18 protein-coding genes and 2 tRNA genes are annotated in these 25,437 nt (G+C 59.6%); 6 read left to right on the forward strand and 14 right to left on the reverse strand.

What is annotated here, in order from left to right; genetic code table 11:
- Window positions 1-97 precede the first annotated feature (97 nt).
- The 4 genes from CKW30_RS12545 (at window position 98) to CKW30_RS12560 (ending at window position 3,212) form a co-directional block, all read left to right on the forward strand.
- Window positions 98-184: transfer RNA gene (locus tag CKW30_RS12545), tRNA-Leu, on the forward strand.
- A gap of 180 nt (window positions 185-364) precedes the next feature.
- A tRNA-Leu gene (locus CKW30_RS12550) sits at window positions 365-451 on the forward strand.
- A 185-nt stretch (window positions 452-636) separates the two neighbouring features.
- Window positions 637-1,647 carry an extracellular solute-binding protein gene (locus CKW30_RS12555; RefSeq protein WP_016771941.1) on the forward strand — a complete coding sequence of 337 codons (1,011 nt, stop codon included), beginning with the start codon at window positions 637-639 and terminating at the stop codon, window positions 1,645-1,647.
- Entirely contained in the window at window positions 1,647-3,212 is a 1,566-nt protein-coding gene (locus CKW30_RS12560; RefSeq protein ID WP_095180955.1) for an iron ABC transporter permease, read from the forward strand. The genes CKW30_RS12555 and CKW30_RS12560 overlap by 1 nt, the downstream gene beginning before the upstream one ends.
- Before the next feature lie 90 nt (window positions 3,213-3,302).
- Here the strand turns inward: CKW30_RS12560 and CKW30_RS12565 are convergent, their stop codons facing one another.
- The 3 genes from CKW30_RS12565 to CKW30_RS12575 all read right to left on the reverse strand — a co-directional run bounded on the left by CKW30_RS12565 (window position 3,303) and on the right by CKW30_RS12575 (window position 7,908).
- A complete protein-coding gene (locus CKW30_RS12565; RefSeq protein ID WP_041480726.1) occupies window positions 3,303-5,237 on the reverse strand; it encodes a methyl-accepting chemotaxis protein in 1,935 nt (644 codons plus the stop codon).
- Window positions 5,238-5,376: 139 nt separating this feature from the next.
- The gene (locus CKW30_RS12570; RefSeq protein WP_095180956.1) at window positions 5,377-6,666 is read right to left on the reverse strand and encodes an adenylosuccinate synthase; all 1,290 of its coding nucleotides are present in this window, start codon (window positions 6,664-6,666) and stop codon (window positions 5,377-5,379) included.
- Window positions 6,667-6,720: 54 nt separating this feature from the next.
- Window positions 6,721-7,908: an ATP phosphoribosyltransferase regulatory subunit gene (locus tag CKW30_RS12575; RefSeq protein ID WP_095180957.1), complete on the reverse strand. Its 1,188-nt coding sequence runs from the start codon at window positions 7,906-7,908 to the stop codon at window positions 6,721-6,723.
- 88 nt (window positions 7,909-7,996) lie between these two features.
- Here CKW30_RS12575 and CKW30_RS26870 point away from each other — a divergent pair, with 88 nt between their 5' ends.
- The gene (locus tag CKW30_RS26870; RefSeq protein ID WP_143497950.1) at window positions 7,997-8,203 is read left to right on the forward strand and encodes a hypothetical protein; all 207 of its coding nucleotides are present in this window, start codon (window positions 7,997-7,999) and stop codon (window positions 8,201-8,203) included.
- Between the two features lie 17 nt (window positions 8,204-8,220).
- On the opposite strand, the gene hflC is transcribed toward CKW30_RS26870, so the two are convergent.
- The 9 genes from hflC to CKW30_RS12620 all read right to left on the reverse strand — a co-directional run bounded on the left by hflC (window position 8,221) and on the right by CKW30_RS12620 (window position 18,292).
- Window positions 8,221-9,090 (reverse strand): protease modulator HflC, encoded by an 870-nt coding sequence (gene hflC / locus CKW30_RS12580; protein ID WP_016771945.1) that lies wholly within the window; start codon window positions 9,088-9,090, stop codon window positions 8,221-8,223.
- A complete protein-coding gene (hflK, locus tag CKW30_RS12585; RefSeq protein ID WP_024011368.1) occupies window positions 9,090-10,256 on the reverse strand; it encodes an FtsH protease activity modulator HflK in 1,167 nt (388 codons plus the stop codon). The genes hflC and hflK overlap by 1 nt, the downstream gene beginning before the upstream one ends.
- Before the next feature lie 96 nt (window positions 10,257-10,352).
- Window positions 10,353-11,654 (reverse strand): ribosome rescue GTPase HflX, encoded by a 1,302-nt coding sequence (gene hflX, locus CKW30_RS12590; RefSeq protein WP_041480728.1) that lies wholly within the window; start codon window positions 11,652-11,654, stop codon window positions 10,353-10,355.
- Between the two features lie 12 nt (window positions 11,655-11,666).
- A complete protein-coding gene (gene hfq, locus CKW30_RS12595; protein WP_016771947.1) occupies window positions 11,667-11,933 on the reverse strand; it encodes an RNA chaperone Hfq in 267 nt (88 codons plus the stop codon).
- A gap of 95 nt (window positions 11,934-12,028) precedes the next feature.
- On the reverse strand, window positions 12,029-13,000 hold the full coding sequence (miaA, locus tag CKW30_RS12600) for a tRNA (adenosine(37)-N6)-dimethylallyltransferase MiaA (protein ID WP_095180958.1): 972 nt from the start codon (window positions 12,998-13,000) through the stop codon (window positions 12,029-12,031).
- The gene (gene mutL / locus CKW30_RS12605; RefSeq protein ID WP_095180959.1) at window positions 13,000-14,907 is read right to left on the reverse strand and encodes a DNA mismatch repair endonuclease MutL; all 1,908 of its coding nucleotides are present in this window, start codon (window positions 14,905-14,907) and stop codon (window positions 13,000-13,002) included. The genes miaA and mutL overlap by 1 nt, the downstream gene beginning before the upstream one ends.
- Window positions 14,904-16,283, reverse strand: a complete 1,380-nt coding sequence (locus CKW30_RS12610) for an N-acetylmuramoyl-L-alanine amidase (protein ID WP_370593506.1) — start codon at window positions 16,281-16,283, stop codon at window positions 14,904-14,906. Before CKW30_RS12610 ends, mutL begins: the two co-directional genes overlap by 4 nt.
- 51 nt (window positions 16,284-16,334) lie before the next feature.
- Entirely contained in the window at window positions 16,335-16,805 is a 471-nt protein-coding gene (tsaE, locus tag CKW30_RS12615; RefSeq protein ID WP_095180960.1) for a tRNA (adenosine(37)-N6)-threonylcarbamoyltransferase complex ATPase subunit type 1 TsaE, read from the reverse strand.
- Window positions 16,793-18,292 carry an NAD(P)H-hydrate dehydratase gene (locus CKW30_RS12620; RefSeq protein WP_095180961.1) on the reverse strand — a complete coding sequence of 500 codons (1,500 nt, stop codon included), beginning with the start codon at window positions 18,290-18,292 and terminating at the stop codon, window positions 16,793-16,795. Before CKW30_RS12620 ends, tsaE begins: the two co-directional genes overlap by 13 nt.
- A gap of 63 nt (window positions 18,293-18,355) precedes the next feature.
- Here CKW30_RS12620 and queG point away from each other — a divergent pair, with 63 nt between their 5' ends.
- Window positions 18,356-19,456 (forward strand): tRNA epoxyqueuosine(34) reductase QueG, encoded by a 1,101-nt coding sequence (queG, locus tag CKW30_RS12625; protein WP_095180962.1) that lies wholly within the window; start codon window positions 18,356-18,358, stop codon window positions 19,454-19,456.
- 55 nt (window positions 19,457-19,511) lie between these two features.
- Here the strand turns inward: queG and CKW30_RS12630 are convergent, their stop codons facing one another.
- A complete protein-coding gene (locus CKW30_RS12630) occupies window positions 19,512-24,254 on the reverse strand; it encodes an RHS repeat domain-containing protein (protein WP_095180963.1) in 4,743 nt (1,580 codons plus the stop codon).
- 80 nt (window positions 24,255-24,334) lie between these two features.
- Window positions 24,335-25,321, reverse strand: coding sequence for a hypothetical protein (locus tag CKW30_RS12635; protein WP_095180964.1), 987 nt, complete (start codon window positions 25,319-25,321; stop codon window positions 24,335-24,337).
- Window positions 25,322-25,437 lie beyond the last annotated feature (116 nt).

A 25,437-nucleotide genomic window follows, 5' to 3' on the forward strand; every position in this document is an offset into this window, starting at 1 on the left:
GTAAAAAAATTCAGTTTTTTCTGCAGTAGGGGTTTACAGTTAAAAAGGCGCTCCGTATAGTGCGCGCCATCGACGACGCACAAGCGCTTTCGATGATGCCCAGGTGGTGAAATTGGTAGACACGCCAGCTTCAGGTGCTGGTGACCTTACGGTCGTGGAAGTTCGAGTCTTCTCCTGGGCACCAATTTCGAGTTTGAGACTAGATCAGTTTCAAGACTCACACAAAACCCGCGAAAGCGGGTTTTTTGCATTTGCGGGAAAGCTTTTGTTCACACTGATTTATTAAAACCAAATCAGGGGTTTACAGATCAAAAAGGCCTCCGTATAGTGCGCCACATCAACAGCGGCAACGCTTGCGATGATTGCCCAGATGGTGAAATTGGTAGACACGCCAGCTTCAGGTGCTGGTGACCTTACGGTCGTGGAAGTTCGAGTCTTCTTCTGGGCACCAATTCAAATTCAAGGTTCACGCCTTGGATTTCACAAAAACCCGCGAAAGCGGGTTTTTGCGTTTCTGGCTTCCTGAATTTCGCCATCCCTACAAGACTGCCAGTCGCCCCACAAGGCGCACATGAGAAACAATATCGTTTATCATTGTTGCAAGTTTTTGCAATGCGACAGTGAGGAACCCTGCGAATGACGTTTCGAAATACCCTGCGCCGAGGCCTGACCTTCACCCTCCTCGGCCTGGCACTCGCCACTCCCCTCACCCAGGCTGCCGATGCGGTTTCCCTGACTCTCTACAACGGCCAGCACAAGGAAGTCGGCGACGCGATTGCCAAGGCTTTCGAAGCCAAGACCGGCATCCACGTCAACGTGCGCAAAGGCAGCAGCAACCAGCTCGCCAGCCAGATCATCGAAGAAGGCGACCGCTCCCCCGCCGATGTGATCTACACCGAAGAGTCGCCGCCGCTGAATAACCTCGGCGAACAGGGTCTGCTGGCCAAGGCCGATGACGCCACGCTGGCAGTTCTGCCGGAAAAATACGTCGCCGCCAATGGCACCTGGATCGGCGTTACCGCCCGCGTACGCGTGGTCGCGTTCAATCCGAAACTGATCGATGAAAAAGACCTGCCGAAATCGGTGATGGAATTTTCCGAGCCGCAGTGGCAGGGCAAGGTCGGCTTCGTTCCGACCAGCGGCGCCTTCCAGGAGCAGGCCGTAGCGATCATCAAGCTGCACGGTCGTGACGCCGCCGAAGAATGGCTGACCGGCCTGCGCGCATTCGGCAAGACCTACAGCAACAACATGGTCGCGCTCAAAGCGGTGGAAAACGGCGAAGTCGCTACCGTACTGGTGAACAACTACTACTGGTTCGCCCTGCAACGCGAGAAGGGCAAGCTCGATTCCAAATTGCATTACTTCACCGGCGGCGACGCTGGCGGCTTGATCACCGTGTCCAGCGCTGCCGTACTGAAATCCAGCAAACATCCAAAAGAAGCCCAGCAATTCCTCGCCTTCATGGCCAGCGAAGAAGGTCAGCGCGTGATCACCCAGACCACCGCTGAATATCCGCTGCACAAAGGCATGGAATCGGATCGCGGTCTCAAGCCGTTCAGCGAACTGGAAGCGCCGAACGTCACCCCGGCGGATCTGGGCAACGCTGAAGAAGCGCTGGAACTGGAACGCGAAGTTGGCCTGAACTGATGGCAGCATCGTTATCGCCCCCCGCCGCGCGCGGGGGTTATGTGCCAAGGCGCAAGCGGCCGTCGATCTGGCTGGTGCTGCCGGTATTGCTACTGGTGGTACTGAGCCTGTTGCCACTGGCCTACGTCGGGGTGAAAGCCTGGCAGGCCGGCTGGGCCGAGGCGCTGCATTTGCTGTGGCGCCCGTATGTGTTTGGCCTGTTGCGCAACACCTTGGCACTGATGGTCGGCGTGACGATCACCTGCGCCGTGATCGGCCTGTCGCTGGCATGGCTACTGGAACGCAGCAATCTGCCGGGTCGACGCCTGTGGGGCGTGATCCTGTGCCTGCCGTTTGCGGTGCCGGCGTTTGTCAGCAGCTTCACCTGGGTGTCGCTGAGTGCGCAGTTCGAAGGCCTCGGCGGAGCGATTCTGGTGATGAGCCTGTCGAAGTATCCGCTGATCTTCCTGCCAGTCGCGGCGACCCTGCGCAATCTCGATCCCTCTCTCGAAGAATCCGCCCGCACGCTGGGACAGAATCGCTGGGGCGTGTTTTTCCGCGTCACCCTGCCGCTGTTGTGGCCATCGCTGTTGGCCGGCTCGCTGCTGATTGCCCTGCACATGCTGGTGGAATTCGGCGCGCTGTCGATCATCGGTTTGCAGACCTTTACCACGGCGATCTACCAGCAATTCGAACTGGAATTCAGTAACGCCAACGCAGCGATGCTTTCGGCGGTGTTGCTGGCGCTGTGCCTGCTGCTGTTGTGGCTGGAACTGCGGGTGCGCGGCAAGGGCCGGCATGTGCGCACCGGCCAAGGTGCAGCGCGACAGGCTGAGCAAGTAAAGCTTGGGCCATGGGCTGCGGCAGGTCAGTTGTATTGCCTGTTGCTGGCGATTATCGGCAGCGGCGTTCCGCTGGGCATGTTGGCCTACTGGCTGGCGGTCGGCTCATCGGCGGCGTTCCCGGTAGCGGCGATCACCGAAGCGCTGTTGTCGTCACTGGCACTGTCGCTGGGCGGCGCGGCGCTGTGCCTGGTACTGGCGGTTCCAGTCGGCTTGCTGGTGGTGCGCTACAAAGGCCAATTGGCAATCTGGGCCGAACGCCTGCCTTATCTGCTGCACGCGCTGCCGGGCCTGGTGATTGCGTTGACGCTGGTGTATTTCGCCCTGCATTACGTACCGGTGCTGTATCAGACGTCGGGCTTGCTGCTGATCGCCTATGCGCTGCTGTTTCTGCCACTGGCGCAGGCGCCGATTCGTACGGCACTGAACAAGGCTGCGCCACAGCTGGAAGAAGCGGCGCGGACCTTGGGCGCATCGTCGTTCACGGCTTTTTGCCGGGTGACATTACCGATCATTTTCCCGGCACTGGGCGCGGCGTTTGCGCTGGTGTTTCTCGATGCGATGAAGGAACTGACGGCAACGTTGCTGCTCAGCCCAACCGGACTCAATACATTGGCGACCGAGGTCTGGGCGCATACGGCGAATGTCGAGTTTGCGGCGGCGGCGCCTTATGCGGCGTTGTTGATTGTGGTCTCGGGGCTGCCGGTTTATCTGCTGACGACGCGGATGTATCTGAGCCGCTGATACCGCTTTCGCGAGCAGGCTCGCTCCCACAATGGATTGAGTTTCCCTGTGGGAGCGAGCCTGCTCGCGAAGATGCCAGCCCGGATAACATCAAGCGCGAAACTGCCCCAGGCTAGCCTTCAACTGCGCCGCCAGACCATCCAGCACCTTGCCACTGGCCGTGGTTTCCACCACTGCCTGCGCCGCTTTCTCGGCTTGGGCGTGAATCGTTTCGACGCGCCCACGCACTGCCTGTGCACCCTGCGCCTGATGCGCTGCTGCTTGCGTCGCCAGACCGATCGCCGCATGCACCTGCTCGACCGAAGCCTGCACCGATTGCTGCAAGCGCGCACTGTCGCGCAAGACCAGCAAACCTTCGCTGGCCTGCCGTCCGGCCTGGCCAATCGCCTCGACTGCCTCACGTGCGCCCTGTTGCAGAGCGACGATGTGCGCTTGAATATCACCCGTGGAGCTTTGCGTCTTGCTCGCCAGCGCACGAACTTCATCGGCGACCACGGCGAAACCACGCCCGGTCTCACCGGCCCGCGCCGCCTCGATCGCAGCGTTCAATGCCAGCAGGTTGGTCTGTTCGGCGATGCCGTGAATCACCGTCAGCACCACCTCAATCTGCTCGCTCTGCTGCGCCAGTCGCTCGATAACCTTCGCCCCGGTATCGACCTGCCCGGCCAGCGCTTCGATCAGGCTACCAACCTTCGCCGAAGTCCGGGTGTTCTCATCGGTGGCCTGACGAATATCGACAACCTGCTTGAGCGCCGCCTGCATCGCCTGACTTTCCGACTGCGCCTCGTCTGCCATTTGCGACAGCGCGCGCAGGCTTTCTGCAACTTCATCGCGCTGCATTCCGGCAGCCGCATCGGCGCCAGCGTTGCGCAAAGTCATCGCGCCGATTTCCACGCCAGTGCGCTGAGCGACATCACCCGCCTCGCGTACGATCGGCTGCAATTTATCCACGAAGCGATTGACCGCTGAGGCCATGTCGCCGATTTCATCCTTGCTGTTGATCTGCACACGCTTGGTCAGATCACCCTCGCCTGCTGCCAGATCGTCCATCGCTGCATTGAGCATTTTCAGACGATTGACCACCCGATGACCGAGCACCACGGCCAGCAACAGCAGCACGCCGCAACCGACCAGTGCCAGGCCAAGGCCAATGCGCCAGCGAAGAGTGGCGGCAGCTTCCTGAACGGTTTGTGCGGTGTTGGCTTTCATTTCACCAGCGGTGGCTTGCGCCGATTGCAGGCGCGCCTGCATCGCTTTGGCGCTGTCCGCCGCTGCGCCTTTAAGGCTGTCGCCGACCAGTTGATCGCTGCTGGCAATCAGCGCCAGGAAGCGCTTGTCGAGCTCGGCCAGATCGGTTTCCACCGAGGCTGTGGACACACCCATCAGCACTTTGCCGATTTCCACGCCGTTGGGATTGATCGAGGCCTCGAGGTAGTAGACCGAAGGATCATTCTTCGCCGCATCCAGCACTTTATCCAGCGCGCGCTCGCCCTGACCTTTTTCCAGCAAGGCCTTGTTGATCGGGTTTTCACGGTTGAGATAACGGGTCAGATGCTGGCCGGTGGCGTCGTCATACACCACGAACAGCACGTTGGGATTGCGCTGGGCGCGGCGGGCGAACTCCGAGAGCGTCGGCACGTCGCTGTCCCACATGGCACGCGGCGCTACGGATGCAAGCAACTGCGCCATGTCGTTGGCCGAATCCTTCAGATCCTTTTCCAGCGTCGCTCGCAGCTGCGCCTGCTCTTCTTTCAGACGCGCGGACAGGCCGACCGTCAGGCGCTGACGAGTGCTGGCCGATAACGCATCAAGACTTGAAGTGACTTCACGCCCGGCCTGCTCCAGTTCACCGGAGAGTTTCTGGCTGTCGGCACCCAGGCGCACAGCCAGATCGGCTTCCAGCGCGGTCACCGTGCTCCGCGTCAGGGCAACCGCCACCAACACCTGCACCAAAAGGGCGATACCAAGGGTAACGAACACTGGCCGCAACAAACGGCTTTGTAACAGTGAGAGAACGGCTGACACTTTAAATCCCTCTACTTCTGACGCCATTAATTTGATGGCACTCTTGTAGACAGATTCACAGCAAAGGTCATGCCGTCCAACAGGCATAAACGACAAAGGCCCCGATTAAGGGGCCTTTGTTTTTTACATCAACGACTTATCAAGCAAACGGATGACGCAGAACGATGGTTTCGTTGCGGTCCGGGCCCGTCGAAATAATGTCGATCGGCGCGCCGATCAACTCTTCAACGCGTTTGATGTAGGCACGAGCATTGGCCGGCAGCTCTTCCAGGGTTTTTGCACCCACGGTCGATTCGCTCCAGCCTGGCACTTCTTCGTACACAGGCTGCAGGCCTACGTAGCTGTCAGCATCGGTCGGGGCAACAGCATTGCCTTGCGCGTCTTTGTAGCCGACGCAGATGTTGATGGTTTCCAGACCGTCGAGTACGTCCAGCTTGGTCAGGCAGATGCCCGAGATGCTGTTCACATCGATAGCGCGACGCAGGATGACGGCGTCAAACCAGCCGCAGCGACGGGCACGGCCGGTGGTAGCGCCGAACTCGTGACCCTGCTTGGCCAGGTGTGCACCGACTTCGTCAAACAGCTCGGTCGGGAACGGGCCGGAACCGACGCGAGTGGTGTAAGCCTTGGTGATGCCCAGGATGTAGTCGAGGAACATCGGGCCAACGCCCGAACCGGTCGCCACGCCACCCGCAGTGGTGTTGGAGCTGGTCACGTACGGGTAGGTGCCGTGGTCGATGTCGAGCAACGAACCTTGCGCGCCTTCGAACATGATGTCCTTGCCGGCACGACGCAGATCGTGCAGCTCGGCAGTCACGTCGAGCATCAGCGGCTTGAGCAGCTCAGCGTATTGCTTGCACTCGGCCAGGGTCTTTTCGAATTCGATGGCTGGCTCTTTGTAGTAACCGACCAGCATGAAGTTGTGGTAATCCACCAGTTCCCGCAGCTTGTCTTCGAAGCGCGGCATGTTCAGCAGGTCGCCGACACGCAGGCCACGACGGGCAACTTTATCTTCGTACGCCGGGCCGATGCCGCGACCGGTAGTACCGATCTTCAGCTCGCCACGGGCCTTTTCACGGGCCTGGTCCAGCGCAACGTGGAAGGACAGGATCAGCGGGCAGGACGGGCTGATACGCAAGCGCTCGCGCACCGGTACGCCTTTCTCTTCCAGCTTGGTGATCTCGCGCAGCAGGGCGTCAGGTGCAACCACCACGCCGTTGCCGATCAGGCATTGCACGCCTTCGCGCAGCACGCCCGACGGAATCAGGTGCAAGACGGTTTTCTCGCCGTCGATCACCAGCGTGTGACCCGCGTTGTGGCCACCCTGGTAGCGCACTACGGCGGCAGCATGTTCGGTCAGCAGATCAACGATCTTGCCTTTGCCCTCATCACCCCACTGGGTGCCCAGGACTACGACATTCTTACCCATAACACTTGTCCTCATTCGCGCAAACTTGGTGCCGGCGATGGCCGGCAGGAAAACTCAAGAAGCCAGTGGCGATACTTGCCAAAGCCCGTTCTGCTGAATCAATTGCCGGTCGCAGTCCGCATCACGGGCGGCGGCCAAAGGTTGTCCAGGCAAGGCCTGAACGACACGCTGACCCTCACTGCGCAACTGGCAAACCTGCTGCCAGAGTGCCGCATCCGTACTGTCAGGCATCCAGATACCGCCAGACGGTAGCTCGATCTCAGCACGCCCCAGGGTCACCAGGGTTTTCAAATCGGTAGAGAAACCAGTCGCCGGACGGGCGCGACCGAAGTCGGCACCGATGTCATCGTAACGACCGCCCTGAGCGATGGACTGGCCAACGCCCGGCACGAACACCGCGAACACCACACCGGTGTGGTAGTGGTAGCCGCGCAACTCACCGAGGTCGAAATACAGCGGCAGGTGCGGGAAGCGCACGGAAAGACGCTCGGCGATCGCCAGCAGGTCTTCCAGCGCCGCCAGCACCGGCGCCGGCGCATTGGCCAGACGCTCGCGGGCAGCGCTCAATACTTCACGGCCGCCGCACAGATCAACCAAGGCACGCAGCATCCCCGACAGATCGGCCGGGAGACCTTCGGTCAGGGTAATCACTTCATCGATGGCCTTGCGCTGCAGGGCATCGAACAACTGCTGCTCGACTTCACCGGAAAGACCAGCGGCACGCGCCAGACCACGGTAGATGCCGACATGCCCGAGGTCCATGTGCACGTCCGGCACATCGGCCAGTTGCAGCATGGCCAGCATCAGGCTGATGACTTCGACGTCGCTGCTCGGGCTGGCGTCGCCGTACAGCTCGGCGCCCAGCTGGATCGGGCTGCGCGAGGACGACAATGCACGCGGCTGGGCGTGCAGGACACTGCCTGCGTAGCACAGACGGCTCGGGCCTTCGCGGCGCAGGGTGTGCGCATCGATACGCGCCACCTGCGGTGTGATGTCGGCACGGAAACCCATCTGCCGGCCCGATTGCGGGTCGATGACCTTGAAGGTACGCAGATCCAGGTCTTGGCCCGCGCCGGTCAGCAGGGATTCCAGGTACTCGATATGGGGAGTCACGACGAACTCGTAACCCCAGCTCTGGAACAGATCCAACACCTGACGACGCGCGACTTCAATGCGCGCCGCCTCCGGTGGCAGTACTTCTTCGATGCCATCTGGCAGCAGCCAGCGGTCTACCGTTGCCATTACGCCATTCCCCTTTGATCCGGGCGGCCAGCACTAGGCGAGCCTTGAGTGAAGCAGAAAATGACCGGAGCGTTCAAAACGCACGCGCATGAACGACGCAGCGAAAGGCCGGCTGGCGGCTTCGCCCATCACTTTCCTCGAAAAACGCTCGGGCTATTCAAACCCGATGCCTGCAACAAAAACAGCAATCAAACGTGCAGACGCAAAAAAGCCGGGAATTTCCCGGCTGCCGCATCATACACACGTTTTCCGAAAGGATCACCCCGCCCGAGGTTTTAGCCGCCGGGCGGAATGATTCAGGTCAACGTCGTATCAAGGTTTGGCTTTTTCCAGGTAACGGAAGAAGTCGCTGCTTGGGTCGAGGACCAGGACGTCGGATTTGTTCGCGAAGCTTTCACGGTAGGCACGCAGGCTACGGTAGAAACCGTAGAACTCCTGATCCTGACCGTAGGCCTTGGAGTAGATCGCAGCTGCCTGGGCGTCACCGTCACCGCGAACCTCTTCGGATTCACGATAGGCTTCGGCCAGCAGCACGCGGCGTTGACGATCGGCGTCGGCACGGATGCCTTCGGCCAGCTCGTTACCCTTGGCGCGGTGCTCGCGAGCTTCACGCTCACGCTCGGTGCTCATACGCTCGAACACACTGCGGTTCACTTCCTTCGGCAGATCAATGGCCTTGACCCGGACATCAACCACTTCGATACCCAGCTCTTTTTCCGCCATCTTGTTCAGCGATGCAGTGATGTCAGCCATCAGCGCATCACGCTCACCCGACACCACTTCGTGCAGGGTGCGCTTGCCGAACTGGTCACGCAGCCCCGATTCGAGACGACGGGACAGACGCTCGTCGGCGATCTGCTTCAGACCCGAAGTCGCGGTGTAGAAGCGCTCGGCATCTTTCACCCGCCACTTGGCGTAGGCATCGACCATCACGGCTTTCTTTTCCAGGGTCAGGAAGCGCTGCGTCGGCGCATCCAGCGTCAGCAGACGCGCATCGAATTTGCGCACCTGGTTGACGTAAGGCACTTTCACATGCAGACCTGGCTGGACATCCGCCTGAACCACACGGCCGAATTGCAGCAGCACCGCGCGCTCGGTCTGAGCGACGATGTAGAAGCAATTCCAGCCCACCAGTACCACAACGACGCCAACGATCAGGGCGATCAGCGATTTATTGCTCATCAGCGGGTCTCCCTTGTACGCGTCTGCGGCACGTCAGTGACATGCGGCGTGACGTCCGTGTTGTTGCTGGCGGCCGAACCGGTCACCGGTGCGTTGCCCGAGCTGTTCTGGATCATTTTGTCCAACGGCAGGTAAAGCAGATTGCTCTGGCCGTTCTTGTTGCCGGTCACGAGCACCTTGCTGGTGTTGCTGAAGACTTCCTGCATGGTGTCCAGGTACAGACGCTCGCGGGTGACTTCAGGTGCCTTGCGATACTCGGCGACCAGTTTGGTGAAGCGATCGGCCTCACCCTTGGCGCGCGAGATGGTCTCGTCGCGATAACCGTTGGCATCTTCGATGATGCGCTGGGCCTGACCACGGGCTTCCGGCACAACGCCGTTGGCGTAGGTTTCAGCCTGGTTGCGCGAACGCTGCTCGTCTTCACGGGCGCGGATCACGTCATCGAAAGCTTCCTGCACTTCACGCGGTGCTGCTGCGCTCTGTACGTTGACCTGGGTGACGGTGATACCGGTGCGATAGGTATCGAGGAAACGTTGCAGACGCTCCTTGATTTCGCTGGCCATCAATTCACGACCTTCGGTCAGCACCTGGTCCATGGCGGTAGAACCGACCACGTGACGCAGTGCACTTTCGGTCGCGTGCTGCAGACTGATTTCCGGCTGATCGACGTTCAGCACGAAGTCCTGCAGGTTGCTGATCTTGTACTGCACGGTCAGCGGCACTTCGACGATGTTCTCGTCTTCAGTCAGCATCTGGCCCTGCTTGGTGTACGCACGCTCACGCGTCACGTTCTCCATGTACTTCTTGTCGATCGGCGGGAAGTAGATGTTCAGGCCCGGGCCGACAGTCTCGTAGTACTTGCCGAAGCGCAGCACCACGGCTTGCTCCTGCTCGTCCACCACGTAGACCGCGCTGTACAGCCAGACAGCCGCCAGCACGACCAGACCGATGCCGAGCAGACCGCCGAAGCCGCCACTGCTGCGCCCCGATCCGCCGCCGTCATCACCGCGTTTCTTACCACCACCGAACAACCCGTTCAGGCTTTCCTGCAGCTTTCGGAAGGCCTCGTCGAGATCCGGTGGCCCCTTGCGGTCGCCGTTATTGCGGCGCTTGCCACCCCAGGGATCCTGATTATTCGAGTTGCCACCCGGCTCATTCCAAGCCATAGCGCTCTCCATCTGATAAAGCAAAGACGCACCCACGGCGCGCCGACCAATGCTACAGAATGCCTGCCGTTGCGGCACAACCGCTTTGTCAGGCTTTTATTGCAAAGTGTGTTGCTCGATGAATTCCATCGGCTGCAATCCTTCGCGGCTTACCAATCGATTCAACTCGATCCGGGGCAAACGAACGGCCAGCAGGCTGACACCTTCATCATCGTATTCTTCTTTCTGCACCGCCCCGAGTTCGAAGAACTGCGCACGCAGCCGAGCGAATCGTTGCGGCAAGCGCAAGGTACCGACGAACAGATCACTGCCGAGCAACTCGGCGATGGCCTGTTCAAGCAATTCCAGACCGCTGCCATCACGCGCCGAGAGCCAGACCCGTTGCGGCTTGCCATCGGCATCGCGCTGGATCTGCGGCTCGACGCCTTCAAGCAAATCGAGTTTGTTATAGACCTCGAGGATCGGCAAGTCCTGGGCACCAATCTCGCCCAGCACCACCATCACCTGCTCGATCTGCAACATGCGATCCGGTTCGGCTGCATCGATCACGTGCAACAGCAGGTCGGAGTTGCTCGACTCTTCGAGCGTAGACCGAAATGCCTCGACCAGCTTGTGTGGCAGGTGACGAATGAACCCCACGGTGTCGGCGAGGACGATCGGACCGAGGTCGTCAAGCTCCAGCCGGCGCAGGGTCGGGTCGAGCGTGGCGAACAACTGATCGGCCGCGTACACCTCGGACTTCGTCACGTTGTTGAAGAGTGTCGATTTGCCGGCGTTGGTGTATCCCACCAGCGAAACGGTAGGGATGTCCGCACGGGATCGGCCACGGCGCGACTGCTCGCGCTGACTGCGCACCTTCTCCAGCCGCCCCTTGATCTGACGCAGGCGAACCCGCAGCAGACGGCGGTCGGTTTCCAGCTGGGTTTCACCCGGACCGCGCATACCGATACCGCCACCCTGACGCTCAAGGTGAGTCCAGCCGCGAACCAGCCGCGTGCTCATGTGGTCAAGCTGGGCCAGTTCGACCTGCAGCTTGCCCTCATGGGTGCGTGCGCGTTGGGCGAAAATATCGAGAATCAGCCCGGTGCGGTCGATCACGCGACACTCGAAGACACGTTCGAGGTTGCGTTCCTGACTGGGCGTGAGGATGTGATTGAAAATCACCAGATCGGCTTCTTCAGCCTTGACCAGGTCACGCAGTTCCTCGACCTTGCCGCTGCCGATCAGATATTTGGCGGTTGGCCGATGACGCGGCACGTTAAAAAACGCGACGGTCTCGGCGCCAGCCGAATTTGCCAACTCCTGAAACTCCTGCGGATCTTCGCGCGCCTCAGGGTCCTGTCCATCCAAGTGAACGAGGATGACTCGTTCACCACCACCGTGGCGCTCAAAGAACAAAGGAGACTCCTATCAGGCGTTACCCGGCGCTGCATCGGCATCGCCCTGTTCGTTTTCGGTTGCGCTAGGCAGACGAATTGGACGAACCGGCACGACGGTCGAGATAGCGTGTTTGTAGACCATCTGGCTTACGGTGTTTTTCAGCAGGATCACGAACTGGTCGAACGACTCGATCGTCCCTTGCAGCTTGATACCGTTGACCAGATAGATGGAAACCCCGACTTTCTCTTTACGTAAAGTGTTCAGGTAAGGGTCTTGTAGCGAATGCCCTTTTGACATGTGCCGCACTCCTTTAAGGATTCAATAATAAAAACAGGTAAATTCAGATGGCTTCGGCCGTCACACCCCCAAGGATAGACGGCAATTGCAAGGACTCAGCTCAATATGGAGATGGTCCCAAGGTATTTCAAGGCGCGTGGCAGATTGTCGCAATCAAGACTGTCCAGCCAATGCAAATCGTCCCAGCTGCGCAGCCAGGTAAACTGGCGTTTGGCCAATTGGCGCGTGGCGATGATGCCCCGCTCCTGCATCTGGGCCAATGTCAGCTTGCCGTCCAGGTAATCCCAGACTTGGCGGTAGCCTACCGCACGTATAGACGGCAACCCCGAATGCAGGTCACTTCTTTTACGCAGGGCTACGACCTCGTCGATGAATCCCTGTTCCAACATATTTGTGAATCTTTGTTCAATTCGCTGGTGCAGAACCTGACGATTCGCCGGAGCAATGGCCAGGTTCGCGACAGTATAGGGCAATTGTTGCCGTCCCGAAGCGGCTGCTTCAGTACTTCGCACAGATTGTTGCTCGCGCAGAGCGGTCATGCTCTGCCCGCTGACTCGATACACTTCCAGTGCCCGACTCAAGCGTTGCGGATCATTGGGATGGATGCGCGCCGCCGACACCGGATCGATCTGCGCCAACTGTTCGTGCAGGGCTTGCCAGCCGAGGCGTGCAGCTTCTTCCTCGATCTGCGCGCGGACCTCGGGATCGGCTGCCGGCATGTCCGCCAGACCTTCGACCAGAGCCTTGTAATAGAGCATGGTGCCGCCGACCAGCAGCGGGATCTTTCCTCGCCCAGTGATTTCGGCCATGGCCTGCAACGCGTCGCGACGGAAATCGGCAGCGGAATACGCTTCAGCGGGGTCGAGAATGTCGATCAGCCGGTGTGGGTATTCGGCGAGCAGTTCTTGCGAAGGCTTGGCCGTGCCGATGTCCATGCCGCGGTAGACAAGCGCCGAATCGACACTGATCAACTCGCACGGCAGCACCTTGGTCAGCTCGATGGCCAGATCGGTCTTGCCCGCAGCGGTCGGGCCCATCAGGAAAATCGCTGGAGGCAGCTGGCTCATCAGCGACCGCGCAGGAACAGTTTGTCCAGATCGTCCAGGCCCAATTGGGTCCAGGTCGGTCGGCCATGGTTGCATTGACCACTGCGCTCGGTGTTTTCCATATCGCGCAGCAGACCGTTCATTTCCGGCAGGGCCAGACGCCGGTTGGCGCGGATCGCGCCGTGGCAGGCCATGGTGCCGAGCAGTTCGTTGAGGTGCGCCTGGATACGGTCACTGGTGCCGTATTCCATCAGGTCAGAGAGCACGTCGCCGACCAGTCGATTGGCTTCGGCCTGCTTGAGCAAAGCGGGAATCTGCCGGATCGCCAGGGTTTCCGGCCCCAGTCGCTGCAATTCAAAACCAAGACGCTGAAACCAGGCGGCGTGTTCTTCAGCGCAATCGGCCTCGCGCTGACTGACCGCCAGCGACTCCGGCACCAGCAACGGCTGGCCACTGAGACCTTCGCTGGCCATGGCGATTTTCAGGCGCTCGTACATGATCCGCTCGTGGGCGGCATGCATGTCCACCAGCACCAGGCCGTGGGCGTTTTCAGACAAGATATAGATGCCTTTTAGCTGCGCCAGTGCATAGCCGAGCGGCGGAATATCTTCCTGACCGGTCGGCAGTGCGCTGGCATTGGCTTCAGGCAGCGGCGCGAAAAATTCCTTGTATGCGGCTTGCGCCTCGGCAGCAGGCACCGCCGATTGCGGACGCGGCGTGTATTGATACTGATAAGCGCCGCCAGCGCTGGCGCCGGATGACGTGTTGAACGCCGGTTGCGCCTGCGGCTGCTCCAGCAGCGCATTGGCTGCCAGACGCATCTCGCCCTGTGGGCCAAACTCGCCCGCCTCGATCCCGCTCGGCCGAACGATCGCCGTGGTGACCGAGCCGGCCAATTGATCTTCCGGACGCACATCGCCCAGCGCACGGTGCAGCGTGCCATACAGGAAATCGTGGACCATGCGCCCGTCACGGAAACGCACTTCGTGTTTGGTCGGGTGCACGTTGACGTCTACCGCTGCGGGATCGACCTCGAAAAACAGCGCGAAGGTCGGGTGCCGACCATTGAACAGCACGTCGCGATAAGCCTGGCGTACCGCGTGGGCCACCAGTTTGTCGCGCACCGCACGGCCGTTTACGAAGAAATACTGCAAATCCGCCTGACTGCGGTTGAAGGTCGGCAAACCGACCCAGCCCCACAGGTGCAAGCCATTGCGTTCGATCTCGATCGGCAACGCCTGCTCAAGGAAACCCGAACCGCAGATCGCCGCCACACGCCGTGCGCGGGCTGCATCATCGTGGGCCTCGTGCAGGCTGAGAATGGTCTTGCCGTTGTGGCGCAGATGGAAAGCCACATCGAAGCGCGCCAGCGCCAGACGCTTGATCACTTCCTGCAGGTGATCGAATTCGGTTTTTTCGGTCTTGAGAAATTTGCGCCGGGCCGGGGTGTTGAAGAACAGGTCGCGAACTTCCACCGAGGTGCCCACCGGATGCGCCGCCGGCTGCACGCGCGGCGCCATATCCCGGCCTTCGGTCTCGACCTGCCAGGCCTGATCGGCATCGCGGGTGCGCGAGGTGAGGGTCAGACGCGCCACGGAGCTGATCGACGCCAGCGCCTCGCCACGGAAACCCAGGCTCATCACCTGTTCGAGGTCTTCGAGGTTGCGAATCTTGCTGGTGGCGTGACGGGCCAGGGCGAGCGGCAGGTCATCGGCGGAAATACCGCTGCCGTCATCGCGCACGCGCAGCAACTTGATGCCGCCCAGCTCGACATCGACGTCAATACGCTTGGCGCCGGAGTCGAGGCTGTTTTCCAGCAACTCCTTGATCACCGAAGCCGGGCGCTCAACCACCTCACCAGCGGCGATCTGGTTCGCCAGTCGTGGGCTGAGCAGCTCGATGCGCGCAGTGTTCAATACCTGGTTCATTCTTTCGACGCCAGTTCGGTGCCAGGAATCGTCAGGTGCTGACCGACTTTCAGCTCATCGCTTTTCAGATTGTTGGCGGCGCGCAAGGTAGCCGGCGAAACCTGATAGCGCACGCCGATCATCGCCAGGGTTTCCCCCGGGCCGACACGGTGGTCGCGCGGGCCTTGAGCAATCTTGCCGGAATCACGCAGCCAGGCGATGTAGGTGCCCGGCGGCGGATTCTGCTGGAAGAACTGGCGTACGCCGCTGCTGATCGAACGGGCCAGCGCTTGCTGATGGCTCGACGCGGACAGCTTGTTCGCTTCGTTGGCATTGGAAATGAAGCCGGTTTCAACCAGGATCGACGGAATGTCCGGCGACTTCAGCACCATGAAGCCGGCCTGTTCCACGCGCTGTTTGTGCAGCGGCGTAACGCGACCGATGTTGGTCAGCACCTTCTGGCCGACGTTGAGACTGGAGGTCAGCGACGCAGTCATCGACAGGTCGAGCAACACGCCGGCGAGCATGCGGTCCTTATCGTCGAGGCTGACGTTGCCGGCACCACCGATCAGGTCGGATCGGTTTTCACTGTCGGCCAGCCAGCGGGCGGTCTCGGAGGTAGCGCCACGATCGGACAGGGCGAACACCGAAGCACCGAAAGCGGCCGCGGACGGCGCGGCGTCGGCGTGGATCGAGACGAACAGGTCGGCGCCCTTCTTGCGGGCGATTTCGGTACGCCCGCGCAAAGGAATGAAGTAGTCGCCGGTACGGGTCAGCTCGGCGCGGAAGCCTTTCATGCCGTTGACCTGACGCTGCAGTTCGCGGGCGATCTGCAGCACCACGTCTTTCTCACGCTGGCCGCGCGAGCCGGACGCGCCCGGGTCTTCCCCTCCGTGGCCGGCATCGATCACGACGATAATGTCGCGCTTGCCAGCCGGGGCTGGCGGCAGCTTGATCGCCGGTTCGGTCGGAGTCACCGGCACCGCCGGCACGGTCGCCACCGATGGCGTCGGGGCTGGCGGCGGCGCGGCATCGGCCGGGTTGTCGAACAGATCGACCACCAGACGGTTGCCGTATTGCGCGTTCGGCGCCAGCGAGAAGCTTTTCGGGGTGACGGCTTTTTTCAGGTCGATGACCACGCGCAGGTCGGTCGGCGTGCGCTGGGCTGAGCGCATCGCGGTGATAGGCGTGTTCGCGGTCTGCACGTTCAACGGCGCGCCGAGGGTGGCGCCGTTGATGTCGATCACCAGCCGGTCCGGGGCTGTCAGGGTGAAAACGCTGTGCTGCACCGGGCCGCTGAGGTCAAAGACCAGTCGCGTGTTGTCCGGCGCCCGCCACAGGCGCACGCTGTTGACCTTTGAATCGGCCACAGCGTTGACGGTTACTGCCATCAACATCAGTCCAGCGGCAGCCACCAACGCGCGAAAGCGCATACCAAACCCCATCATTTAATTGGATTCCAATGCCAAAGCGGCACACCAGGTCTCGCCACGCGAGCCCTGGGCTAAAATTTTCAGCGAACGCCCGCTGTCTTGCGGGCTAATGGTAATGGTCAGGTCGGGCTTTGGCAAAAAGCCTGCACCTTTATCGGGCCACTCGATCAGGCACAGGGCATCGTCTTCGAAGTAGTCACGGATGCCGAGAAACTCCAGCTCCTCGGGATCGACCAGACGATAGAGGTCGAAGTGGAAGGCACGTATGTCACCGATCTCGTAGGGCTCGACCAGAGTGAAGGTGGGACTTTTTACCGCGCCAACATGGCCCAAACCGCGAATGATGCCCCGTGACAGGGTGGTTTTGCCCATACCCAGATTGCCTTCAAGAAAAATCAGGCCATGGCCCTGGGTGACGCGGGCGATTCGTGCGCCAAAGTCGCTCATCGCCTGTTCATCGGCCAGGTACAGGGTTACTTCAGACACGGTGCTTGCTCCTCCAACAACTGACGAATGGCTGGAATCAGATCACTGGCCGCCAGCCCACGGCCGAATTTGCCTTGTTGCATACCCGCGTTGGCGTGCAGCCAGACGGCCAGGCATGCCGCATCGAACGCGTCCATGCCCTGGGCCAGCAATGCGCCGGTCAGACCGGCCAGCACATCCCCCAACCCGCCCGTGGCCATCGCCGGATGGCCCTGATGACATAGGGCCAGACGCCCATCGGGATGGGCGATCAGACTGCCGGCCCCTTTCAGAACCACTACCGCTGAATACTTTTTGCTCAACGCCAGAGCAGCGGCCGGGCGATCGGCCTGCACTTCGGCGGTACTGATGCCAAGCAAGCGCGCCGCTTCACCCGGATGCGGGGTGATCACGCAATCCTTGGGCAACTGGACAAAATCGCTGGCCAGCAGGTTCAACGCGTCGGCGTCCCACACTTGCGGCAACGCAGCATTGGCGGCCGCCGACGACAGGGCACGGCCCCAACTGGCCTGACCGAGACCCGGTCCGACCACCAGCACCGAAACCTTTTCCAGCAGCCCCATCAGTTGATTGGCTGACGAAGTGCCGAGCGCCATCGCCTCCGGGACCCGAGTCAGCGCCGCCGGCACATGCTCTGGGCGAGTCGCCAGCGAGACCATGCCCGCGCCGCCGCGCAAGGCCATTTCCGTGCTGAGCAGAATCGCTCCGCCGAAACCGTGATCGCCGCCGATCAGCAACACGTGGCCAAAGCGGCCCTTGTGCGAGGTCGGCGCGCGCGGCGCAAGTGCTGGAAGATTAGCGGCGCTCAGGCGCTGAGCGCAGACAGGAATGTCACTGAAAATTTCGTCGGGGGCTTGCAGGTCGCTGAAGACCAGCTCACCGATATGATCCGCCGCATCACCGGTCAACAGCCCGACCTTCATAGCAATGAAGGTCACCGTTAGATCGGCGCATACCGCGACACCCAGTTCACACCCGGTATCGGCACACAGCCCGGAAGGAATATCGACCGCCGCTACCGGCAAGCCGCAGGCGTTGATCGCTTTGATCGCCGAGGCATAGGGCTCACGCACTTCGCCGCTCAGGCCAGTGCCGAGCAAGGCATCGAGGACGACACCGCACAGCTCGCTTTGCGCCTGCCAGCCTTGCACCACAACACCAGCAGCCACGGATTCGGCATGGGCCAGTGCGGCATCTCCCTGCAAACGTTGCGGATCGCCGACGGCGAGAACGCGCACGGTCCAGACGGCCCGCAGCGCCAACCCGGCCACCAGATAACCGTCACCGGCATTGTTGCCATGGCCGGCGAGCACGGTCAGCTCGTTCGCGCCCGGCCATTTGCGCACCAGTGCGCGCCACGTCGCGCGGGCGGCGCGTTGCATCAATTCGAAGCCCGGCGTGCCGGCGGCGATCAGCCGCGCGTCGAGTTCGCGCACCTGCGCGGCGCGGTACAGCGCGTCGGGTAATTCATCTTTCGTCTGCGGCATGCGTCTTCGGGCTCCGATGTCTGGCAGAATTATACGCACCTCAGCTCCGGTTTCTCTCGCCTCATGTCCGCCATCACCACAGACCTGCCCGCCCTCGCCCAATCGATCAAGGATTGGGGCCGCGAGCTGGGCTTCCAGCAAGTCGGCATCAGCGGTCTGGACCTGGCCGAACACGAGCAGCATCTGCAGCGCTGGCTCGAGGCCGGCTACCACGGCGACATGGACTACATGGGCGCCCATGGCAGCAAACGCTCGCATCCCGAAGAGCTGGTGCCGGGCACGTTGCGCGTGGTTTCCCTGCGCATGGACTACTTGCCAGGCGATACCGAAATGGCCAAACGCCTGGCTGAGCCGGAGAAGGCTTACGTGTCGCGTTATGCCTTGGGCCGCGATTACCACAAATTGATCCGTAAACGTGTTCAACAATTGGCCGACAAGATCCAGGCGGAGATCGGCCCGTTCGGCTTTCGTGCGTTTGTCGACAGCGCACCGGTGCTGGAAAAAGCCATCGCCGAACAGGCTGGACTGGGCTGGATCGGTAAAAATACCTTAGTGTTGAACCGCAAGGCCGGGAGTTATTTCTTCCTGAGCGAACTGTTCGTCGACCTGCCGCTACCGGTGGACGAACCGCACAGCAGCGAACATTGCGGGCGTTGCACCGCATGCCTGGATATCTGCCCGACCAACGCCTTTGTCGGCCCGTACGTGCTGGACGCCCGGCGCTGCATTTCCTATTTGACCATTGAGCTGAAAACCGCGATTCCCGAAGAATTGCGGCCATTGATAGGCAATCGGGTATTTGGCTGCGATGACTGCCAGATCGTCTGCCCATGGAACCGCTTCGCTCGGCCGACTGGAGAAAGCGATTTCAAGCCACGGCACAATCTCGATAATGCCGAGCTGGCTGAACTGTTCATGTGGGATGAAGAAAAGTTCTTGAGCAGCACCGAAGGTTCACCGTTGCGGCGTGCCGGGTACGAGCGCTGGTTACGCAATCTGGCGGTGGGGCTGGGGAATGCGCCTTCAACGATTCCTGTGCTGGAAGCGTTGAAGGCGCGACGCGATTATCCGTCAGAGTTGGTCAGGGAACATGTCGAGTGGGCACTGGAACAGCACGCCCACCGCGCGCTCGCAAAACCGGCAAGCGCACTGTTCAAATCGTAGCCGGACCTTGAGTGTTCCTGCTTTCGCCTTGTATCGTTTCGTTGCGTGCTCCGACCTACTTTTTTTCCTTTAAATGACCACCCAGCTGGTTGATGACCGCGATCCGCTCCTTGGCGTTTTCGGTCATATATATTCGGTCTCCTTGCGACAGATAGAGATGCATCGGCTTTGATGCTGAGCCGGATGGACCATGCATGGGCGTGTATTTGGCATGAATCAGCGCTGCAGAAGACGTCGGAGAGTTACCCGCCTCTATGTGCTGCATGAAAGTTTCGGCCTTTTCAAGCAAGCCGGTAAGGCCCTCTTTCTCAAGGATGTTCTTTTTGGGGTCGACCCTGACGAGTGACCATGGTTTCTCGGCCTCCTCCTGAACGGCCGCGCTGGCCTTCGCCTTCGCCTTGGCCGCCGCCTTGTTTCCCTTACCCTTGATCATGCCTCGGGCCATCTCTTGACCCGCTGCCTTGGAGCCTTTACTACTCAGGCCCTGCTTGAAGGCGCCAGCCAGTTTCCTGCCAGCATTGATGCCCGCTTTGGCACCAGCTGCCAGCCCTGCCCCCACCGAAGCCAGCCCAAGACCGAAACTGATCCAGCCCAAAATCTCGCCCGCTTGAGAACCCGGTGCGAGTTCATTGACCACCTCGCTGGCAATACCCGCCAGGCCTGAAGCAACCGCCAGCCCCAATGCCGCCACTGCCCATGGCGTCGCCGCGCCCATCGTCACCACGCTGGCAACAATTCCGAGAACACTGAGGCCGATGCCCAGGATCGATTGCCAGGAGATATGCCCGGTAGGGTCGACACGATTGACAGGGTCGCCCAGGCAATAACTGTAGGCATTCAATCCGCCCGCGCCAAATGGACTCATGCTGTCGGGGGCGAGAAAGCGCATCAGTGTCGGACTATAAGCCCTGTAACCGTTGCCCAGCAGATACAGCCCGGTAACCGGATCCAGCTGTTCGCCGTTGAACCCTGCCACGCTGAACAATCCACCTTCGGCGGGACGATGCCCATAAGGGCTGTAGGCGCAATCGGTGAGCTGCTCCTTGCCCAGCGTTGCCAGCACACTTTGCTGCTGATCGGTGGCGTATAGCTGCGCGTCGGGGTTCAACCCCGATTGCTGTTGCCCCACTAGCGCTCCACCGTGACGCACAACACTGGTTGAACTTTCACCACTCACCTCGTTGGCAACCCGGCCTGCGTAGTAGTAACGCTGCACAATTGCTTTTTCGGCTTGCGACAGCTCCACCAGATCGTCGAAACCGTCGTAATGGTAGCCACGAATCACTGATCCCCCTGCGCTGGACAACTGCTCGAGACGTCCGAACGCGTCATAGGCCAGCGTTCGCGCCTGGTCGTCCTTGATCATCCTGCCGTTGGCGTCGTATTCCAGCGTCACTGCCGAGGGATAGTCGACGTGGGAATGTTTGACGGCGCTGAGCTGTGCAGGATCAGGATTGTCGTAACTGAAGGTGGTCAGATTCACCCCCAGCGGGAACTTCGTCTGCACGGTGAGGATGTTATCCAATGCATCGAAGGTGAATGTCTGGCGGATAATTTCCTTGCCATACGGATCGCGCGGCTTTTGCGTGCCGGCACAGTCGTACTGGATCAAGCGCCCGCGCACATCGTAGGTGAACTGTTCATCACGTAACACTTGAGTGCCACGTCTGGACACTTTCTGCGCCAGTTTGCCAGCCAGCGTGTAAGTCGATTCCAGGGTCTGGTCTGGCTGCCCCTGAATCTCGAATGTTCGGCGGGTTTCACGCCCGATATCGTCATAGGCAAACCGGGTGAGCATTTGACGCTTGATTGACGTTTCTTCGGTTTTCGTCCAGTCCAGCATCCCCGTCTGCGCGTCGTAGTGGAATTCGGTTTTAAGCGAGCCTTGAGAGGTGGATAGCAGGCGGCCGTGCTTATCGTATTCGGATGTGCTTTCGACTCCGAGCACATTGACATGGTTGATCGGTCGCCCCTGCAGGGACCAGCTACTGGAGGTTGCTTTGGTGATAGCGCCGAGGGTCGTCGTTTCGGTTTTCACACGCCCGGAGGGGTGATAGGCGAAATTGCGCTGTCTGCCGTTTTCGGTACAGGTCAAGGGATTGCCACTGAGGGGGTCATACGTCATGGTCGTGACCAGATCCCCTGCCTTGCGCTCAGTCAGCAGGCCGCCCAGTTCCCGCAAATAAGTGAATTCGGTTTTTTTGCCATCAGCACTCTTGTACCACTGCGGCTGGCTAAAGCCCGCTTCATAACCAGTCTCGGTCTTACGTCCGCCCACGGTACTCTGGATCAAGCGACCCAGACCGTCATAAGTTTGCTGCCCCAACACTTTGTCAGCGACCTTGATGTTGATCGGCAGACCTTCATCACTGTGCCCGGCGTAGTCGGTCACGACCGCAGTGGCGTCGGGCAGGACACTGCGGGTTATCCGGTCAAAAACGTCGTACTCATATCGGCTGGTATTGCCGACAGGGTCTGTCTGACTGGTTGTGCGCCCGTAGCCGTCATAGGTGTACACGGTTTTGCCGAGACTTTTGTTCTTCAGATTGAAGCTCTCGACACTCAGCGGTTTACCGAAATCATTGACGAGGGTGATCGTCTTGCCCATCCCCTGGAGCCAATGGGTCTGCCGGCGAAGAACCGGGTCCGCCTCGCTGTGTTCGATACGTCCATCATCGTGCAGCGTCTTGCTGACCTGGCCCCAGGAATCGAATTCGTAGCCGGTGCTGACCGGATAAGGCTTGCCATCACGCCAATCAGTCAGCGTCACTTTCACCTTGTGGCCGACCGAATCATGCAGCGCAGAATAAAGCGTGCGTGTCTGAATCAGACCGTCCTTGTCGGGATGGTCGCAGTCCTTTTCATGAACGGTGATCACCCGTTCCATCCCGTCATAAGTCACTTTTTGCTCGCCGCCAGCAGGATCCGTGGTCACCATTGTCGCCGGATGCTGTTTGCTGGCAGCCAGATAGGTCCACCGGGTAACGGCCGCATATGGGGTGCCGCCAGCAACCGTTTTGCCCACTGCCCGACCGATTGCGTCGTACTCATGCTCGATGTGCTCGCCATCGACACCGACTTCAGAGACCTGTAATCCGGTCAGCGTCGACAGCACTTTCTCACTGGTCTGCAGCGTGCCGTCAAATCCGCGCGTGCTGGACCTGACTCGCAACCTGTCACCCTCAAGTTCATAGGAAAATTCGATAGCGGTTTTTTTATCATTCAGAACGACACTTTGCTCTTTCGTGGCTCCATGCTTGAGTGGATCCCCGGGCGTATTCAAATAACTGCGTGCGGTTTTCGAACGCAATACCTCAACGCCTTCCAACACTTCACAAAAACGCTCCTCGACCGGTAACACGGATGCCAGTTCCGCACCGTCCAGCGCCGGATGCAGCGCGTAGTCGTAGTAGGTGACTGTCGAAGCACCATCGGATGCGGCAGCAGTCACCGTCCTCTTTTTCGGAAATCTGGAAAAGCCCAGCGGATCCTCTGGGCAGTTATCTCCACCACTGGCCGGATAAAATTCCGTGGTCGTCGTCACCCCAGTGGGCTCGACCTGCTTGAGCAAGTTACCTTCGTCATCGAACTCGGTGACGGTGATTTCCACACGCTGCTGTTGGGTGCGCCGATCGAGGTACGTCACCGTGTGGACCTTAGGCATGCGGAACTGAGCAACCTGCTCACTGAATGGCTTGGTAATGGAACAGTGATACTCCGTGGTGGTGGCGATCTGAGCGTCACCACAGGTTGTAACCTCAGCCACCAACAGATGGAATTTGTTGTAGGTGCGTTTGATGCGGGTATGTACTTTGCCGCTGACCAGCAAGTGCTCGTCCGAGGTGTAGACGTAGTGGCCGGGCGCAAGATAGAGAGGATCCAGGTCACTATCCTTGGCAGGAAGGAGGCCCTGCCCAAGGAAGTTATGGTCGGAGTACGTGTAGGTCTTGCAAAGTCGGGGCTGGCCGCGCCCTGGGTAGACATCGTGAGCAATCACAAACGGCAGTGTCCGTTCCACACCGCTGATGAAGCGGTGGCCGTGCCGCTTGTAGCGAATGATTTCGACCCCGCGCAGCGGATTGACGATGCGATGAACATAGCTGGCTCCAGCGATGACTTCATACTCAAGGTCCCAACCCTTACCAACCGGCAGCTCGATGGCCGTCACTCGAGAGTTTTTCAAGATCAGCTTGTAGTTGGAACTGGAAGTAGTGTCGGGATGCCGGGACAGCGTCACCTGGCCAGCCGCGCGGGTGATTTTCAACAGGCAGCGCTTGGCATCACGGACTTCGGCCAATCGGGGAAACTGGTTGAACAACTCATGCTTCAGCGTAATGCTCACACCGTTCGCCGCGATTATTTTTTCCGCGACGGCGACCTGAGTGCCGGCCAGGACTTTGAGCAGTTCACGCCAGCCATCCTTGTATCGAACTTCATAGCGCCCTGCTCCAGCGACTGACACTTTCGCCGTTTGCAGTTTCATTTCCTTGAACTTAAGGCCGGTAGACGTCTCGACAGCCTTGTAGCGCTCACCGTTGGACAAGGTCATCACTTTGCTGCGCAAGTCATAATTGGTCAGTGTCAAAGACCAGCCAACGCCGAAACCACTATCCGCCTGATTGAGCGGATTAAAGCCCACTGAAAGTGCAAGCTCCGGACCATTGAGATCCGCCGAGTGCAACTTGCCAAGCGAAAATGCGCAGGTGTACATGCCCGTGCGGGGATCAACGCCTCCTGAAACAAATTCACCAAAGTTGAAAGCGTTTGAATGAACAGAGGGAGAGAAATTACTTTCCATTGGTAAACCGTCCTTTTATTTCCAGACTTAGGTTGAGCAGTTAAAACTGGCCAGCAAAAAGCGCCGACCACACAACGAAGTCAGCTAAGCTGCTTCATTGACCGCCTGGATTGATCCAGAATAAAAGTGAGCCGCTCTTTATCACCATCGATACAAAGGCGGTGCTCCGTACCGAACTCATCGAACACGGCAAACTCGAATGCGCTTTCATTTTCCCGTGCTGCTTGCGGGTCAGCGGAAAGATACTGAACAAGGGTTAATTGCCCAGGCACCTTATTGATAGGGACGGTAACGTAGCTCAGGGGACTGCGGAATGTTGCTTGCACGCCATATATCGGTGCCATATAGCCATAAAAAACTTTGCGACTACCTTGTATTCCGGGGATATTACCGGACACATAGACTTGCACCGCCTCTTCGGAATCATAAGGATCAAGTTTCACCTCACTGCTGTACCAGTCAAGGAGGTGAATCTGCCTGCCTTCAGCGCGCAGGGCAATATGATAATGCTGAATCGAATCGTATCGACCCCTCTGCCGTTTCTCATCATACTTGCTCAATGAAAAGCTGCTCAGCGAGTACTCTTTTGGAGGAATCGCCTCCAGCGTGACACTGCTGTCGAAACCAACCCCATTACTTCGCAATACCACGCCATTCAAGGAGATCTCGGCAGCCACTTCCATAATTCCAGGTCGGGAAGCCGAGACCCAGAACTGGAAAATCTGTACCGGATCTGCGGCGTTGCTTACCTGGTTGTCACTAACCCGAGGGAGTTCTGTCAGGCGCGTTGCACCACCCGACATTTCGTGAGCGTAACGATTTTCCTGAATCGAAACACTCCAGTCTCCCTCCAGAGGCCGAGCACCGTTGTAGGCAATCAGCCGCAATGACGGCAATGCAGGATGTCCATGCAGCGATACGCCGTCGCCATTGTTATCGATACCGTGCAGAAGCACCAATACACGCACCTGCATGCGACCGTTGGCATAAAGCACTTTGTGCTGGCCATGATTTGTGGCGTCGAGCTTTACCTCGATACGGGAAATACCAACTTGCTCATCAAACATCTGATAACACCTCAGCCGATTAATATATTTCGCCCTTCAAGGGCTCGGCAAAGTATTAACGTCGAATTTAAATATAAACAGCCGCGACATTTGACATTTTGTGAAAAAGCAAACTT

The organism is Pseudomonas sp. Irchel 3F6 (genome assembly GCF_900187595.1).
Classification (GTDB): Bacteria; Pseudomonadota; Gammaproteobacteria; order Pseudomonadales; family Pseudomonadaceae; genus Aquipseudomonas; species Aquipseudomonas siliginis.